Here is a 14,472-nt window from a genome sequence, read left to right as displayed (position 1 = left end):
GACTTGGCGGCGTCTCATCGACACGCCGGTGTCTCGCGGACGCTCAACCCCGAGACGCCGGTGTCTCGCCGACGCCGAAGCCCGAAGACGAGCCGAGACGCCCCCGTCAGCAAGACACGCCGGTGTCTCGCGGACGCCGAACCCCGAGACGCCGGTGTCTCGCGGACGCACAACCCCGAGACGCCGGCGTCTCGCGGACCATCCCGAAGCCCCCCACCCCTCAGGGCAGGATCGCGTCGATGTACCCGCCGTCCACCCGCACCGCAGCCCCCGTCGTGGCCGAGGCCAGCGGCGACGCCAGGTACACCACCATGTTCGCGATCTCCGACGGCTCGATCAACCGCTGCAGCAACGACTGCGGCCGGTGCTCCTTCATGAACTCCCGCTGCGCCTCGTCCCACGGCAGGTCGTCCCCGACGAGCTCGCGCACGAAGGTCTCCACGCCACCCGTGTGCGTCGGCCCCGCGAGGACGTTGTTCACCGTGACACCGGTGCCGGCCGCCGCCTTCGCGAACCCGCGCGACACCCCGAGCAGCGCCGTCTTCGTCATGCCGTAGTGGATCATCTCGGCAGGGGTGACGACGGCAGAGTCGCTGCCGATGAACAGCACGCGTCCCCAGCCGGACGAGGTCATCCCGGGTAGGTACTGCCGCGTCAGCCGCACGCCGACCATGACGTTCACCTCGAAGTACCGGCGCCACTCGTCGTCCTCGATGCTCAGCGCGTCGGCGCTGCCGAACACCCCGAGGTTGTTCACGAGCACGTCGACCCGGGGCAACGCCGCGAACAGCGTCGCCGCGCCCTCGTCCGTGGCCAGGTCGGCAGCGACTCCGCGCACCGACGCGTCGGGCACGGCCTCGCGCACGGCGTCGACGCCCCGCGCGGTGCTCTCCTCGGACCGGCCGTTCACCACGACGGAGGCACCGGAAGCCGCGAGCCCGGTGGCGATCGCCAGGCCGATGCCCTGGGCCGATCCGGTCACGAGGGCGGTCCTGCCACTGAGGTCGATCTGCACGGGAGCTCCTTGGGTCGTGGTTGACGGGCCTCCATCGTGCCGCGTCGTCCGCCCTGCCGCACCCCACGACGGACGGGAGGCTCGGTGCCAGCTGGCACCGAGCCTCCCGTCCGTCTCGTGGTGACGGAGCAACCGGTGACGGAGCAACCGGTGACGGATCAGCCGGCGGCCACCGCGCTCGTCAGCGCGCTCCGGACGGAACCCCACGCCGCGAGACGCTCGCGCACCGCGTCGTGCCGCTCCGCGGCCAGCGCGTCGGCGTGGGCCTGCTCGAGCACCTCGTCGATGACGATGCGGGTGCCGGTCCTGGTGGAGCGGATCGCGGCCTCGACCATCGCGAGGCTCATGATGTTCGTGTGCACCTCGCCGTCCGGGGTGACGCCGGTTCGGAGTGCACGGACGAATGACGTGAGCGCGCCGCCGATCTCCGTGCCGACGCCGGGGGCGGCCTCGGGGGAGCCGGGTGTGCCGTCGCGGTCGCTCGACGGGTCGTGGTCGCCGTCCCACAGCGCGGTACCGGCGGCGCCGGACGCCCGCCAGTCGCCGTTCCAGGACGTCTCGGCACCGGGGGCGCACCACGAGCCGTCGTAGACGTAGCGGACATCGCCCTCGAACGTGAAGACCGCCGCGGCTGCTGCGTCGCCGCGGTACCAGGACCACGAGGGGTTGTACGACTCGCAGTAGACCGACACCGGGTCGCGTTCGAGCACGTAGCGGGCCGAGTCGAACGGGTGGATGGCCATGTCGAGGAGCAGGACGTCGTCCATCTCCTCGCGGAAGCCGCCGAAGTGCGGGGCCTTCGCGAACCGGGTGCTCAGCGTGCCGAGGTCGCCGAGGTCGCGGACGTGCTGCCGGAACGCGACGAGCTGGTCGTTGTAGCGCCGCGACTGCGACACCATGAACAGTTCGCCGGTGGCCTCGGCCGCTGCGGCCAGGGAGAGCGCCTCGGCGACGGTCTGCGCCGCGGGCTTCTCGCCGAGCACCGGGAGGCCGGCGTGCAGGGCCTCGAGCGTGATCGGGTGGTGGGCGACGGGCACGGTGATGTCGAGCACGGCCTCGGCCCCGGTCTCGGCGGCCAGGGCGGTCAGGTTCGTGCCGACCGGGATGCCGGGGTCGCCGGCCAGCTCGGCACCGGCACGGGCGACGTCGAGGTCCAGGTCGACGATGCCGACGAGTTCGACGTCCGGGTCGGCGGCGACGGTGCTGAGCCAGGCGCGGCCCATCCCGCCGGCGCCGACCTGCACGACGCGGAGGGCGGTCACGCGCGGACCTCTGCGGCGTGGGGCTGCGTTGCGTCGTGCTGCGCTGCGTCGTGCTCGTCCGTCGGCGCTGCCTCGTCCTCGACGGGGGCGTCGTCGAACGGGCCGCGGTAGTGCTGGCCGTCGAAGTACTCGCCGAGGTCGTAGCGGCGGAGCGTCGGGATCTCCCGCTCGCGCTCGGGCCGTGCCCACTCGGTGGCGTTCGCGATCACCCGACGGACGTCGGGGTGGTGGTACACCGGGAAGTCCTGGTCACCGGGCGAGAAGTAGAAGATCTTCCCGAGGCCTCGGCGGTACGTCATGCCGCTCCGGAACACCTCGCCGCCGGTGAAGCCCGAGATGAACACGAGCTCGTCGGGTGTCGGGACGTCGAAGTACTCGCCGTACATCTCCTGCTCGGGGATGACGATCGGGTTCGGGACGCCGCGGGTGATGGGGTGCTGCGGGTTCACGGTCCAGACGAGTTCCTGGTCGTGCTCGCTGCGCCACCGGAGCGTGCAGGTCGTGCCCATCAGCTTGCCGAAGATCTTCGACCAGTGGCCCGAGTGCAGGACGATCAGGCCCATGCCGGACAGCACGTGCTTGTGCACGCGGTCGACCACGGCGTCGTCGACGTCCTGGTGCGCGGCGTGGCCCCACCAGGTGAGGACGTCGGTCTGGGCGAGGACCTCGTCGGTCAGGCCGTGCTCGGGCTCCTGCATGGTCGCGGTGCGGACGACGGCGTCCGGCAGGTGCTCGCGGATGCCGTCGGCGATCGCGCCGTGCATGCCGTCGGGGTACCGCTCGGCGACGTGCTGTTCGACCTGCTCGTGGACGTTCTCGCCCCAGACGGTGATGCGGAGCGGTGTGGTGGTCGTGTCGCTCATGTGGTGGGTTCTTCTTCCCTGATCGGGGTGGTGACGTTCGGAGGTGTGGTGGTGCTGCCCTGGGCGTCGGGTCGGGCCTGGACGTCGGACGGGGTCACTTGACGGCCCCGCCGAGGGCGCCGGCGGAGATGTACCGCTGCGCGAAGATCAACAGCACGGCGGCCGGCAGCGACGCGAGCACGCTCGTCGCCATCACGGGCCCCCAGTCGGTGACGTTCGACCCGATGTAGTTGTAGATGCCGAGCGTGATCGGGCGGACGGCCGTCGTCGAGGTGAGCGTGAGCGCGATGAGGAAGTCACCCCAGGCGCCGAGGAACGTGAACAGCGCCGCGGTGACGATGGCGTTCCGGCTGATCGGGACGACGATCGACACGAACGCCCGGAAGTCGCTCGCCCCGTCGACCAGGGCCGCCTCGACCAGGCTCGGCGGGATCGACTCCATGAAGGCGCGCATCAGCAGGATGGCGAACGGCACCTGCACGGCGCTGTCGGCGAGGATCAGGCCGATGTAGCTGTTCAGGAGCCCCACGTTGTTGAACAGCGTGTACAGGGCGTTCGCGATGACGATCGCGGGGATCATCTGCGTGATGAGCAGCACGAGCAGGAACACCCGCGTGCCACGCATCCGGAACCGGGCGAGCCCGTACGCCGCCGGGGTGGCGACGACGAGCGTCAGGACGACGGTCCCGAGGCTGATCACCATGCTCGAGACGAAGTTCTGACCCTGCTGCTCGAGTGCGGCACGGTAGCCGGCGAGTGTCGGCGCCAACGGGAACCACGTCGCGGTGGCAGCGCCCGAGGTGGCCTGGAAGCTCGTGTTCACCATCCAGTACACGGGGAACACCATGATCGCGAGGAACACGATGCCGAGGACGGTCAGCGGGAGCCCGCGCTTGCCACGCGGCCGCGGGACCTTGGCGCCGCGTCTCGTCGTGATCGCGCGGGTCGCGGTGACGGTCTGGTTCACGATCCCGACGCTCATTCGTCGACCGCCTTCCTGGAGATCGCGATGTAGACCATCGCGAAGACGAACGAGACGACGATCAGCACGTTGCTGACCGCGGCTCCGATGCCGAACTGGAAGTTGATGAAGGACTGGTGGTACGCGTTGGTCGCCAGCGTCTGGGTCGAGTTCGCCGGCCCGCCCCCGGTGAGCCCGAGGATGATGTCGACGACCTTCAACGTGTAGACCACACCGAGCACGATCACCACGCTCACCACCGACCGGATGCTCGGCCAGGTGATGTACCGGAAGGCCTTGACGCCCGTGGCACCGTCGAGCGACGCGGCCTCGTAGAGCTCCGGCGGGACGGACTGCAACCCGCTGTAGAGGATCGTCGTGTTGAACGGGATGCCGAGCCACACGTTCACGCCGATCACGGCGATCAGCGCCAGGCTCGGGCTGACGAGCCACGGCACCGGGGCGATCCCGACCACGCCGAGGAGCTGGTTCAGCGCACCGCTGTCCTGGTCGAGGAGCCACTTCCACACCGCGCTCGAGGCGATGAGGGGCAGCAGCCACGGCAGCAGCAGGAGTCCGCGCAGGAAGCCCGACAGCGGGAAGTGCCGGCGGAAGAACAGCGCCAGGCTCAGCCCGATGACGAACTGCAGGACGATCGAGCCGGCCGTGAAGAGGGCGGTGTTCACGACACTCGTCGCGAACACCGAGCTCTGGAAGACCGCGATGTAGTTGCTCAGGCCGACCCAGGGGGCCTCGCCCGTGAAGAAGGTCTTCGTCGTGTAGTCCTGGAAGGACATCACGATGTTCTTGGCCACCGGGTAGCCGAAGAACACCGCGACGAACACGGCTGCCGGGACCACGAAGAGCCACCGGGTCATGCCGGCCCGCATGCGCGCTCGCCGCTGGCCTGGTCGTTGGGGGACCACGGGCACCTGGGTCCGTGGTCGTGTCTGTGTTGAGGCGCTCACGCCGGTTCCTCTCGTTCACCACCGGGGGAGTCGACCGGACGACCGGCTCCCGCGTTCACCACCGGACGGGGAGCCGGCCGGACGACCGGCTCCCCGTGGCGGGAGTCGACCGGACGGCCGACTCCCGTTGCGCTACTGGCTCTGCGACTGCGCCTGCTTGAGCGCTGCCTCGGGGTCGGCCTTGCCGGTGAGGGCGAGCTGGACGGCGGTGTAGATCTTCGTCGCGGCCTTGGGCCAGTCGGGTCCGAGCTCACCCGTGCGGGCGCGAGCGGTCTTCACCGTGGTGACGAAGGAGGCGACCTCCGGGTGGTCCGTGGCCCAGGCGGCGCCGGCCTCGATGTTGGTCGGGACGTTGCCGGTGGCGCCGGCGATGACCTTCTGCATCTTCACGGAGTTGAGGCAGCCGACGAACTTGCCGGCGAGCGTCATGGTGTCCTTGTTGCCGGTCTGCGGGACGGTGAACGCCTCGCCACCGAGCGGTGCGACGGTCGCCTCACCGGTTCGGGTCGGGATCGGGACGCTGTCGAACTCGAGGTTCTTCGCGGCGTTGAGCGCCGGGAGCTGCCACGGGCCGTTGATCATCATGGCGGCCTTGCCGGCGATGAACTGGCTGTTCACGTCGGCCTGCGCCCAGTTGATCGAGCTCTTCGACATCGAGCCGTCGTTCTGCAGGCCCTCGACGAACTCCAGGGCCTGCGCGGCCTCGGGGGTGGCGATGTCCTTCTCGTCGCCGCCGTTCGACCAGAACATCGGCAGGAACTGCCAGGTGCCCTCGTAGGTGTTGATGTTGCTCATCGCGAAGCCGTAGGTCGACCCGCTGGTGAGTTTCTTCGCGGCCGCCTGCAGCTCGTCCCACGTCTTGGGCGGCTTGACGCCGGCATCGGCGAGGAGCTTCTTGTTGTAGTAGAGCGCGATCGAGTTCGTCGCCGGCTGCAGCCCGTACAGCTTGCCCTTGTACGTGTTCGCCGCCTTGACGCCGGGGACGTCACCGCTGGCGTCGAGGCCGTAGTCGCCGAGGTCGGACAGGGCACCGGAGGCGGCGATCTGCTGCACGTCGGGGTTGTCGAGCATGAGCACGTCGGGCAGCGAGCGGGACGATGCCTGCTGCAGCACCTTCGCGATCAGGCCGGCGCCGGCGACGTGGTTGATGGTGAGCTTCGCGTCCACCGTCTTGGCGCACTGCTTGTAGATCGGGTTGTAGTTGGCCGCGTAGTAGTCCTCGATCGTGAGGGTCTTGCCACCGGAGGACGCGGCGCCGCTGCCGGAGCATCCGGTGAGGACGAGGGGGATCGCGGCGACCACCGCGACGGCGCCGACGAGGGCGCGGATCCTGCGTGACGTGGAGGGGAGGCTGGGCTTCATTGCATAGCTCTTCTCGTTGACGGGTGCTTGGGGTCAGGCACGCGTCGCCGACGCTCGGGACGTCGTCGTCGCGGGTCTTCTTGAGGCGAGAAGCTAACAGATAAGCGCTTTGCCTGTAAAGCGCTTTTCTGGAAACAGCGGCCGCTACAGTGGGAACGTCTCAGTTCGACGTCGGTACGACCTCGGCCTGGGACCAGACCACGACCCCGAGAGCAGGAACCGCCTTGGCCACGATGCAGCAGGTCGCCGACCGCGCCGGCGTCTCGATCGCCACCGTCTCCTTCGTGGTCAACGGCACGAAGTACGTGACCCCCGCCACCACCGCGCGGGTGAAGGCCGCGATGCGCGACCTGAAGTTCCGCAACAACGTCGTCGCACGGGCGCTCGCGTCACGCCGCACCCGGATCATCGCGCTGCTGTTCCCGACGACGGGCAACCGGTTCAGCCCCACCACGTCCGAGTTCTTCATGGCCGCGGCCGAGCGGGCGTCCGAGCGCGGCTACCACCTGGTGCTCTGGCCCGTCGACCCGGCGGGTGACGACCTCGACGACCTCGTCTCCGGTGGCCTCGTCGACGGCGTGGTGCTCATGGAGGTGCGCATGGACGACCCCCGCGTCGCCAAGCTCTCCGAGCTCGACGTCCCCTTCACGCTCATCGGCCGCACCCGGGACAGCAGCGGACTGCCGTACGTCGACATCGACTTCGAGACGACGATCGAGGACAGCCTCGACCACCTCGAGGAGCTCGGGCACCGCCAATTCGGGCTCGTGCTCGAGGACCTCGCGGGCACCCCGATGGACGGCTACGCGCCGCACCTGCGGGTCGAGGCCACCTTTGAACGGTCGATCGCGGACCGCGGCCTCACCGGGACCGTCGTGTACTCGGAGAGCGGGAGCGAGGGCGGCCGCGAGGCCGCACGGGAGCTCCTCGAGGCCGCGCCGGACGTCACCGCGGTGCTCATCATGAAGGACGACTCGTCCGCCGGGCTCCTGGTCGGGCTGTACGCCGCCGGGCGCCGGATCCCCGAGGACGTCTCCGTGCTGAGCATCGCGTCCTCCGGTGCCGCCGGGGACCAGCACTACCCGCGGCTCTCCACGATGGTCGCGCCCGGCCGGGAGCTGGGGACGCGGGCCGCCGACGCCCTCATCGAGCAGCTCGACGGCACCTCGGCGGACCTCCCGCACTTCCTGCTGCCGTGCGTCCTCCGCCCCGCGGAGTCCACCGCCGCAGCGCCGCGGTCCGCCTGACCCGCGCACGCTTCCGCTCGCCACGCGCGATCCCGCCTGTGAGGCGTTCGCACCGGCAACGCGCGTTCGTTCCCATCACGCCCGCACTGGGAAGCGGGATCGCGCTTTGGGGGTCGGAAGACCCGACCTCCAACGCGCGATCCGACCCCCAACGCGCGGTTGCGCCTGGCGCGGGCGGCGCGGGCGGCGCGGGAGGTGCCGGAGCCGCACCCACCGGACGGGAGGCTCGGTGCCAGGCCGCCACGAGCCTCCCGGCCGGCGCGGTGCGCGTTCGCAACCATCACGCGTGCGCTGGCAAGCGGGATCGCGCGTTGGGGGTCGGAAGATCCGACCCCCAACGCGCGGTTCGACCCAGGACGCACGAGAGCGGCGCGACACCTTCGGGGGGTGTCGCGCCGCTCTCGGGTGTGCAGCGTCAGCGCTGGCGCGCCGTGTCGGTGAACAGGTCGTCGAAGACCGTCTGGTCCTCGGTCGGCTGTTCCCCGAACTTCCACTTGCGTCGCATCCGCCGGAAGGTGGTGATGCGGACCGGGTCGATGCCCGGCTCGGTGTCGTAGTTGCTCACAGCGTCCTCCGTCCTGATCCGTCCCCAGGTGTTCCCACCGGGTCTGACGCTACGACGGGGCCTCTTGTGATGACCGGATTTAGGTAGAAGACTTATCCAACTGCGCTCCGCGGACAATGAACCAGGACGTTCGTCCCGGCCCCTCTAATCTGCCGTTCAGGGGCTCGGGGCCCCGCCGTCGAGCGCCCGGACCACGCGGTTGATGATGCGGACGAACCGGGCCTTGTCGCGATCGGAGAAGGAGGACATCAGCTCGTGCAGGTGCTCGTTCGTGCTGTCCATCGCGGCGTGGTACTGCTCCCGGCTGGTGTCCGTGAGCTCGATCAGACGGCTGCGTCCGTCATCGGGGTTCGGGCGACGCTGCAGGTGACCCGACCGCTCCAGTCGGTCGACGGCACTCGTGACCGCCGGTCCGGTGATGCCGAGGTGCGAGGACAGGTCCTTCACCCGCACGGGGCGTCCGCCGGACTCGGCTCTGGACACGAACTGCACGACGGTCAGGTCGACGCCCGCGATGCCCATGTGCTCGCGGAGCCGGTTCCGCAGAGCAGCCATCGAGGCGTCGAGGCGCGTGAGCGCGCCGTCGAGGTCGAGCTCCAGGTCGCTGGCCGTCACCCGGTCGCCTCCTCCGTGCACTTCGGCTGCGCGTCAGGTTACGCCCAGGTCAGGGCAACAGCGTATCCAGATAGCGAGGAGAACGTCACAAGCACCCCCGCGGCGTGGCGGGCGGTGCGGTGATGGCTGACGCGCAGAACGACGGCGCCTCGGTGGAGCTGATCCGGATCGAGGTGACCGGACGTGACCCCGAGTCCGCCGTCCGTGACCTGACCGCCGTCGGCGCAGGTCGACAGTGGACGTCCCGCCGAACCGGTGCGGAGTACTCGTACCGCTACACGGCGATCGGCGACAGCGAGGTGACGATCCGCCGCTCCCGGGTGCAGGGCTTCGTCCGCGGCGTCGTCGACCCCGGCGACGACTACGTCGTGCAGTGGGTGACGGCCGGTTCCGTGGTCGTCGACCTGGACGGCGACCGCGTCGACTCCCGCCGGGACGTCCCGACGCTGTACCCGACGGAGCAGGCCTTCGTCGTGATCGGCAGCGATTCCGACCAGCGCCTGGTCCACCTGTCCCGCGCGATGGTCCACGACGTCGCCGTCGACCACTACGACGTCGGCGAGTCACCACTGCGCTTCGACCACCACCGCGCGCCCGACGCGACGGCGCTCGGCCGATGGGGCGACGCGCTCGTCAGCCTGTCGCGGGCGCTCCGCGACGGGGTCGAGTCCCGGGCCTGGGGCGTCGCGAAACGTGCGGCGGCGGAGGCCTTCCTCGGGCTGTACCCGCCGCGCTCCGAGGCCCTGCCCGCGGAGCTGTCGCTGCCGAGGAACGCCCGGCTGCGCGCGATGGTCGAGTACGTGCACGCTCACGTCCGTGAGGCCGTGACCGTCGGCGACCTCGCCGTCGTGGGGGAGCTCAGCGTGCGGAGCGTCCAGGAGTCCTTCGCGCGGGTGCTCGGCGTCTCGCCCCTGACCTACCTGCGCGAGGTCCGGCTCGAGCGGGTCCGCGACGACCTGCTGGAGCAGGACCCGCAGTCGGTGACGGTCGGCGACGTCGCGCGTCGGTGGGGGTTCGCGCACCTCGGTCGGTTCTCGGCCGCGTACTACGAGCGGTTCGGCGAGTACCCGAAGCAGACGCTGCGGCGCTGAGGCGTCCGGGTCAGGCGGCGTCGACCCGCCGCACCTCGGTCGGCACGGGGCCGGTGCTCCGGCGCACGCGCAGGCTCGTCGTCATCCGCACGTGGTCGGGCCCGGGCTCGCCGCGGAGCATCGCGAGCAGCATGTCGACCGCCGCGGCCCCGAGCTCGGCCAGTGGCTGGGCGACGGTGGTGAGCGGCGGCGTGGTCATCGAGGCCTGGGGCACGTCGTCGAACCCGATCACGGAGAGCTCCTCCGGCACGCGGAGCCCGAGGTCCGCGGCGGCGCGCAGGACGCCCATCGCGGAGGAGTCGTTCGCGGCGAACACCGCGGTGGGGCGGTCGGGCGCGGTGAGGAGTTCGCAGGCGACGGCGGTGGCCTGGTCCTCCTGGTAGTCACCGGCGCGCACGAGGTCTTCGTCGACCGGGATCCCGGCGGCGGTCAGGGCCTCGCGGTACCCGGTCTCGCGGAGCTGCGCCGAGGCCAGGTCCGCACGCCCGTGGATGTGCGCGATCCGGGTGTGCCCGAGCGCGAGGAGGTGCTCGACCGCGCTCCTGGCGCCGCCGGCGTTGTCGGTGTCGACCGTGGCGTGGCCCTCTGGACCGGTGTGGGGGTCGATCGCGACGACGGGGATGGACGTGCTCGACAGCGCGGTGCTCGGCGTCACGACGATCGCGCCGTCGATGAGCGTGCCCGAGAGCCGGGAGAGCGAGCGGCGTTCCCACCCGGGCTGGCTCGCACCGGTCACCAGGCCGGCGTACGCGAGCAGCTCGTACCCGGTGCCGATCGCCGCGCGGGAGACCCCGCGGAGGAGCTCGGTGGAGAACGGCTCGAACTCGGGGACCAGGATGCCGATGACGCCGGTGCGGGAACTGCGGAGGCTCCTGGCGACGAGCGAGGTCTCGTAGCCGAGGCGTTCGACGACCTCCTGCACGCGGAGCATCGTCGCCGAGGCCACGCCGTCGCGGTTGTTGATCACCTTCGACACCGTCGGGATGGACACGCCGGCCGCCCGCGCGACGTCACCGATCGTCACGCGGTCATGGCCGCGATGCGCACCGACAGCGGTCTCCATGTGCTCACCGTACCGGTGCGCGCGCCCTGACAGGGCATCGGAACTTGGTAAAGAAAACGTTATCGATATCGATTGACAACGCGGTGGAGCGCCTGGCACGCTCTGTCGCAGCGGCAGTCGATGTCGCGCATGTCAACGACGACACCGAGGAGTTCCACGATGACGAGGAAGATCCGAGCCGCGGCAGCCATCGCGCTGATCGGGGCCACCGCACTGACGGCCGCAGGCTGTTCCGCGGGCAGTGACGCAGCGGGTGGTGACGGCAAGGTCTCGATGACCTTCTGGCACAACTCGACCACCGGTCCGGGCAAGGCATTCTGGGAGAAGACCGTCAAGGACTTCGAGCAGGCCAACCCGAAGGTCACGATCAAGATCCAGGCGATCCAGAACGAGGACCTGGACGGCAAGCTCCAGACGGCGCTGAACTCCGGTTCCGCTCCGGACGTGTTCCTGCAGCGCGGTGGCGGCAAGATGAACGCCATGGCCCAGGCCGGGCAGCTGATGGACATCACCAGCTCGATCGGCAAGAACGCCAAGACCGAGGTGAGCGCCGGCGCCTTCAAGGGCTACGAGCTCGACGGCAAGACCTACGCGATGCCGGTCGACGTGAACCCCGAGGGCATCTGGTACAGCCAGGACCTCTTCAAGCAGGCCGGCATCGAGGGCACGCCCACGACGATGGACGAGCTGAACGACGACATCCAGAAGCTCAAGGACGCCGACATCCAGCCGGTGGCCGTGGGCGCGAAGGACGCCTGGCCCGCAGCGCACTGGTACTACAACTTCGCACTGCGTGCCTGCAGCGAGAAGACGCTGAACGGTGCCGCGAAGGACCTCAAGTTCACCGACAGCTGCTGGAAGCAGGCCGGTCAGGACACCAAGACGTTCTTCGACACGAAGCCCTTCAACGACGGCTACCTGACCACCGCCGCCCAGCAGGGTGCCGGCAGCTCGGCCGGCCTCGTCGCGAACCACAAGGCCGCCATGGAGCTCATGGGTGCCTGGGACCCGGGCGTGATCTCCTCGCTCACCCCGGACGCCAAGCCCCTCGCCGACCTCGGCTTCTTCCCCTTCCCGGAGATGTCCGGCGGCAAGGGCGAGCCCGGCTCGATGATGGGTGCCGTCGACGGGTACTCCTGCTCGGCCAAGGCGCCGAAGCAGGCGTGCACGGACTTCCTCAACTACATGACGACGAAGGACGTGCAGGAGCAGTACTACAAGGCGTTCAACGCGATCCCGGCGAACGAGTCGGCCCAGTCCGTCGTCACCGAGCCCTACCTGAAGACCGTCCTGACGGCCTACAACAAGGCACCGTTCGTCTCGAACTACCTCGACACCCTCTACGGCCAGAACGTCGGCAACGCGCTCAACACCAGCGTCGTCGACCTGCTCGCCGGCAAGGGGTCCGTCAACGACATCGTGAAGACGGTCAACCAGGCCGCGGCGAAGGGCTGACCCGACCCATGGCCACCTCTGTCGCACCCCGTCCGTCCCGCTCCGGTGAGCTGGCGGACGCGGGACGCACCACCGGGGCCGACGGCGCACAGCCGTCGGCCCCGGCCGGCCGGCCCCGGAAGCGCCGGGTCGCCGACGTCCGCCAGCGGGTCGAGATCGCCCTGCTCGCCGGGCCGGCGACGATCATGTTCGTCGGCTTCGTCATCCTGCCGGTCGCCCTGGCCGCCTACTACGGCTTCTACAAGTGGCAGGGCTACGGCACCCCGACGGACTTCGTCGGGTTCGACAACTACAAGATCATCTTCACCGACCCCGACTTCCGGGGCGTGCTCTGGCACAACCTGTTCATCGTCATCGGGTCGCTGCTCGTGCAGGGGCCGATCGCGATCATCCTCGCGCTGCTGCTGAACCAGCGCATCCGCGGCCGCGGGCTCATCCGCGTGCTCATCTTCCTGCCGTACGTCATCTCCGAGGTGATCGTCGGCACCGGGTGGAGCCTCATGCTCTCGAGCAGCGGGGCCGTGAACGACCTGCTGCAGACGCTCGGGCTCGGCGGGCTGCGCAACGACTGGCTGTCGAACCCGGACATCGCGATCTGGACGCTCCTGGCGATCATCTCGTGGAAGTACATCGGCTTCGCGGTCATCCTGTTCCTGGCCGGCCTGCAGAGCATCCCCGAGGAGCTGTTCGAGGCCGCACAGCTCGACGGCGCCGGCTACTGGCAGATCCAGCGGCGCATCACGCTGCCGCTGCTCGGCCCGACGCTGCGCATCTGGGCGTTCCTGTCGATCATCGGCTCGCTGCAGCTGTTCGACCTCGTCTACATCATCTGGGGCCAGTACATCGCCTCGACGGCCGGTACCTCGACCATGGCGACGTACATGGTCGCCAACGGCCGCAACTCCGGCAACTACGGGTACGGCAACGCCGTGGCCGTGGTGATCTTCCTCATCTCGCTGGTGATCGCACTCGTCTACCAGCGGTTCGTCCTGCGCCGCGACACCGCCGGCGCCCTCACGGAGAAGGCCACCCGATGACCGCCACCGCATCCATCATCGCGCCGAAGGGTCGCCGTGACCGCGGGCGCGGGGACTCCGGCCCGGTCCGCCGTGAACGGAACCTCGGCACGTACTTCATCGCGCTGCTGTTCATCGCGGTGTGCGTCGGCCCCGTCGCGTACATCGTGCTCGGCGGCTTCCGCACCAACGCGCAGATCACGTCGAGCCCGGCTGGCCTGCCCGCGCCGTGGAACTTCGGCAACTACAGCGCCGTGCTCTCCAGCGGCGTGTTCTGGCAGCAGCTCGGCAACTCGCTGATCGCGGGCATCTCGACCACCCTCGGTGTCGTCGTGCTCGGCCTGATGGTGAGCTTCGTGCTGGCGCGCTACCACTTCCGTGGCCGTGGCGCGCTGTACTCGCTGTTCGCCGCCGGCCTGATGTTCCCGATCACCGTCGCGATCACGCCGCTCTACCTGCTCGTGAAGGACCTCGGTCTCACGAACAGCCTGGCCGGCGTGATCCTGCCCCAGATCGCCTTCGGCCTGCCGACGACGGTCATCATCCTGGTGCCGTTCCTCAAGGCGATCCCGGACGAGCTCGAGGAGGCGGCCTCGATCGACGGGGCGAGCCGCCTCGGGTTCTTCTTCCGCATGGTCGTGCCGCTGTCGCTGCCCGGTGTCGTCACGACCGGCATCCTGGCGTTCATCGGCAGCTGGAACAGCTACATCCTGCCGCTGTTCATCCTCAACGACGCGTCGGCCTACACGCTGCCGCTCGGGGTGCAGGCGTTCTCGTCGCAGTACTCCGTGGACACCGCCAGGGTCCTGGCGTTCACCTCGCTGTCGATGATCCCGGCGCTGGCGTTCTTCGCGGTGTTCCAGCGCCGCATCGTCGGCGGCCTGACGGGCGCGGTGAAGGGATGACCGCGACGGACGCGACCAACGTGACGGACGCGGCCCCGAGCCTCCAGGCCGGAGAGGACGGCGGGACCGCGCCCGCCCGCCGGG

The 14,472-nt window shown here is 69.8% G+C and carries 14 protein-coding genes; 5 read left to right on the top strand and 9 right to left on the bottom strand.

All coding sequences use genetic code 11. From position 1 onward, the window contains the following. Positions 1-220: 220 nt before the first annotated feature. The 6 genes from BIU98_RS07240 to BIU98_RS07215 form a co-directional block, all read right to left on the bottom strand. A complete protein-coding gene (locus BIU98_RS07240) occupies positions 221-1,015 on the bottom strand; it encodes an SDR family NAD(P)-dependent oxidoreductase (protein WP_071274007.1) in 795 nt (264 codons plus the stop codon). Between the two features lie 158 nt (positions 1,016-1,173). Then, positions 1,174-2,277: a Gfo/Idh/MocA family protein gene (locus BIU98_RS07235; RefSeq protein ID WP_071274004.1), complete on the bottom strand. Its 1,104-nt coding sequence runs from the start codon at positions 2,275-2,277 to the stop codon at positions 1,174-1,176. Beyond that, positions 2,274-3,140, bottom strand: a complete 867-nt coding sequence (locus BIU98_RS07230; RefSeq protein WP_254787815.1) for a ThuA domain-containing protein — start codon at positions 3,138-3,140, stop codon at positions 2,274-2,276. Before BIU98_RS07230 ends, BIU98_RS07235 begins: the two co-directional genes overlap by 4 nt. Positions 3,141-3,234: 94 nt before the next feature. Next, on the bottom strand, positions 3,235-4,122 hold the full coding sequence (locus tag BIU98_RS07225) for a carbohydrate ABC transporter permease (protein ID WP_071274001.1): 888 nt from the start codon (positions 4,120-4,122) through the stop codon (positions 3,235-3,237). Further along, positions 4,119-4,979, bottom strand: a complete 861-nt coding sequence (locus tag BIU98_RS07220) for a carbohydrate ABC transporter permease (RefSeq protein ID WP_071274059.1) — start codon at positions 4,977-4,979, stop codon at positions 4,119-4,121. The genes BIU98_RS07225 and BIU98_RS07220 overlap by 4 nt, the downstream gene beginning before the upstream one ends. 222 nt (positions 4,980-5,201) lie before the next feature. Continuing rightward, a complete protein-coding gene (locus tag BIU98_RS07215) occupies positions 5,202-6,431 on the bottom strand; it encodes a sugar ABC transporter substrate-binding protein (RefSeq protein ID WP_071273998.1) in 1,230 nt (409 codons plus the stop codon). Between the two features lie 233 nt (positions 6,432-6,664). Between BIU98_RS07215 and BIU98_RS07210 the strand changes: the two genes are divergently transcribed. Then, complete coding sequence (locus tag BIU98_RS07210) at positions 6,665-7,678, top strand: LacI family DNA-binding transcriptional regulator (RefSeq protein WP_071273995.1); 1,014 nt, start codon at positions 6,665-6,667, stop codon at positions 7,676-7,678. Between the two features lie 415 nt (positions 7,679-8,093). Here BIU98_RS07210 and BIU98_RS19345 read toward each other — a convergent pair whose 3' ends face one another. Both BIU98_RS19345 and BIU98_RS07205 read right to left on the bottom strand, forming a co-directional pair. Next, positions 8,094-8,243 (bottom strand): hypothetical protein, encoded by a 150-nt coding sequence (locus tag BIU98_RS19345; protein ID WP_175481309.1) that lies wholly within the window; start codon positions 8,241-8,243, stop codon positions 8,094-8,096. Between the two features lie 156 nt (positions 8,244-8,399). Next, positions 8,400-8,858 (bottom strand): MarR family winged helix-turn-helix transcriptional regulator, encoded by a 459-nt coding sequence (locus BIU98_RS07205; protein ID WP_071273992.1) that lies wholly within the window; start codon positions 8,856-8,858, stop codon positions 8,400-8,402. A gap of 122 nt (positions 8,859-8,980) precedes the next feature. On the opposite strand from BIU98_RS07205, the gene BIU98_RS07200 reads away from it, so the two are divergent. Then, positions 8,981-9,949: an AraC family transcriptional regulator gene (locus tag BIU98_RS07200; protein WP_139200607.1), complete on the top strand. Its 969-nt coding sequence runs from the start codon at positions 8,981-8,983 to the stop codon at positions 9,947-9,949. A gap of 10 nt (positions 9,950-9,959) precedes the next feature. Here BIU98_RS07200 and BIU98_RS07195 read toward each other — a convergent pair whose 3' ends face one another. Further along, positions 9,960-11,012, bottom strand: a complete 1,053-nt coding sequence (locus tag BIU98_RS07195; protein WP_071273986.1) for a LacI family DNA-binding transcriptional regulator — start codon at positions 11,010-11,012, stop codon at positions 9,960-9,962. Between the two features lie 159 nt (positions 11,013-11,171). Here BIU98_RS07195 and BIU98_RS07190 point away from each other — a divergent pair, with 159 nt between their 5' ends. The 3 genes from BIU98_RS07190 to BIU98_RS07180 are packed head-to-tail and all read left to right on the top strand — an operon-like array spanning position 11,172 to position 14,388. After that, on the top strand, positions 11,172-12,467 hold the full coding sequence (locus BIU98_RS07190) for an ABC transporter substrate-binding protein (RefSeq protein ID WP_071273983.1): 1,296 nt from the start codon (positions 11,172-11,174) through the stop codon (positions 12,465-12,467). Positions 12,468-12,475: 8 nt separating this feature from the next. After that, the gene (locus BIU98_RS07185) at positions 12,476-13,504 is read left to right on the top strand and encodes a carbohydrate ABC transporter permease (RefSeq protein WP_071273980.1); all 1,029 of its coding nucleotides are present in this window, start codon (positions 12,476-12,478) and stop codon (positions 13,502-13,504) included. After that, entirely contained in the window at positions 13,501-14,388 is an 888-nt protein-coding gene (locus tag BIU98_RS07180; protein WP_071273977.1) for a carbohydrate ABC transporter permease, read from the top strand. Before BIU98_RS07185 ends, BIU98_RS07180 begins: the two co-directional genes overlap by 4 nt. Positions 14,389-14,472: the final 84 nt, after the last annotated feature.

This window comes from Curtobacterium sp. MMLR14_010, from assembly GCF_001865015.1.
Lineage (GTDB): Bacteria > Actinomycetota > Actinomycetes > Actinomycetales > Microbacteriaceae > Curtobacterium.
The sequence above is the reverse complement of the archived record's forward strand: the minus strand, read 5'-3'. Positions and strand labels throughout refer to the sequence as shown.

Coding starts and splice junctions, on each gene's coding strand:
- BIU98_RS07185 (WP_071273980.1), top strand. CDS start 12,476: ATGGCCACCTCTGTCGCACCCCGTCCGTCCCGCTCCGGTGAGCTGGCG.
- BIU98_RS07210 (WP_071273995.1), top strand. CDS start 6,665: ATGCAGCAGGTCGCCGACCGCGCCGGCGTCTCGATCGCCACCGTCTCC.
- BIU98_RS07215 (WP_071273998.1), bottom strand. CDS start 6,431: ATGAAGCCCAGCCTCCCCTCCACGTCACGCAGGATCCGCGCCCTCGTC.
- BIU98_RS07200 (WP_139200607.1), top strand. CDS start 8,981: ATGGCTGACGCGCAGAACGACGGCGCCTCGGTGGAGCTGATCCGGATC.
- BIU98_RS07180 (WP_071273977.1), top strand. CDS start 13,501: ATGACCGCCACCGCATCCATCATCGCGCCGAAGGGTCGCCGTGACCGC.
- BIU98_RS07230 (WP_254787815.1), bottom strand. CDS start 3,140: ATGAGCGACACGACCACCACACCGCTCCGCATCACCGTCTGGGGCGAG.
- BIU98_RS07220 (WP_071274059.1), bottom strand. CDS start 4,979: ATGACCCGGTGGCTCTTCGTGGTCCCGGCAGCCGTGTTCGTCGCGGTG.
- BIU98_RS07190 (WP_071273983.1), top strand. CDS start 11,172: ATGACGAGGAAGATCCGAGCCGCGGCAGCCATCGCGCTGATCGGGGCC.
- BIU98_RS07225 (WP_071274001.1), bottom strand. CDS start 4,122: ATGAGCGTCGGGATCGTGAACCAGACCGTCACCGCGACCCGCGCGATC.
- BIU98_RS07195 (WP_071273986.1), bottom strand. CDS start 11,012: ATGGAGACCGCTGTCGGTGCGCATCGCGGCCATGACCGCGTGACGATC.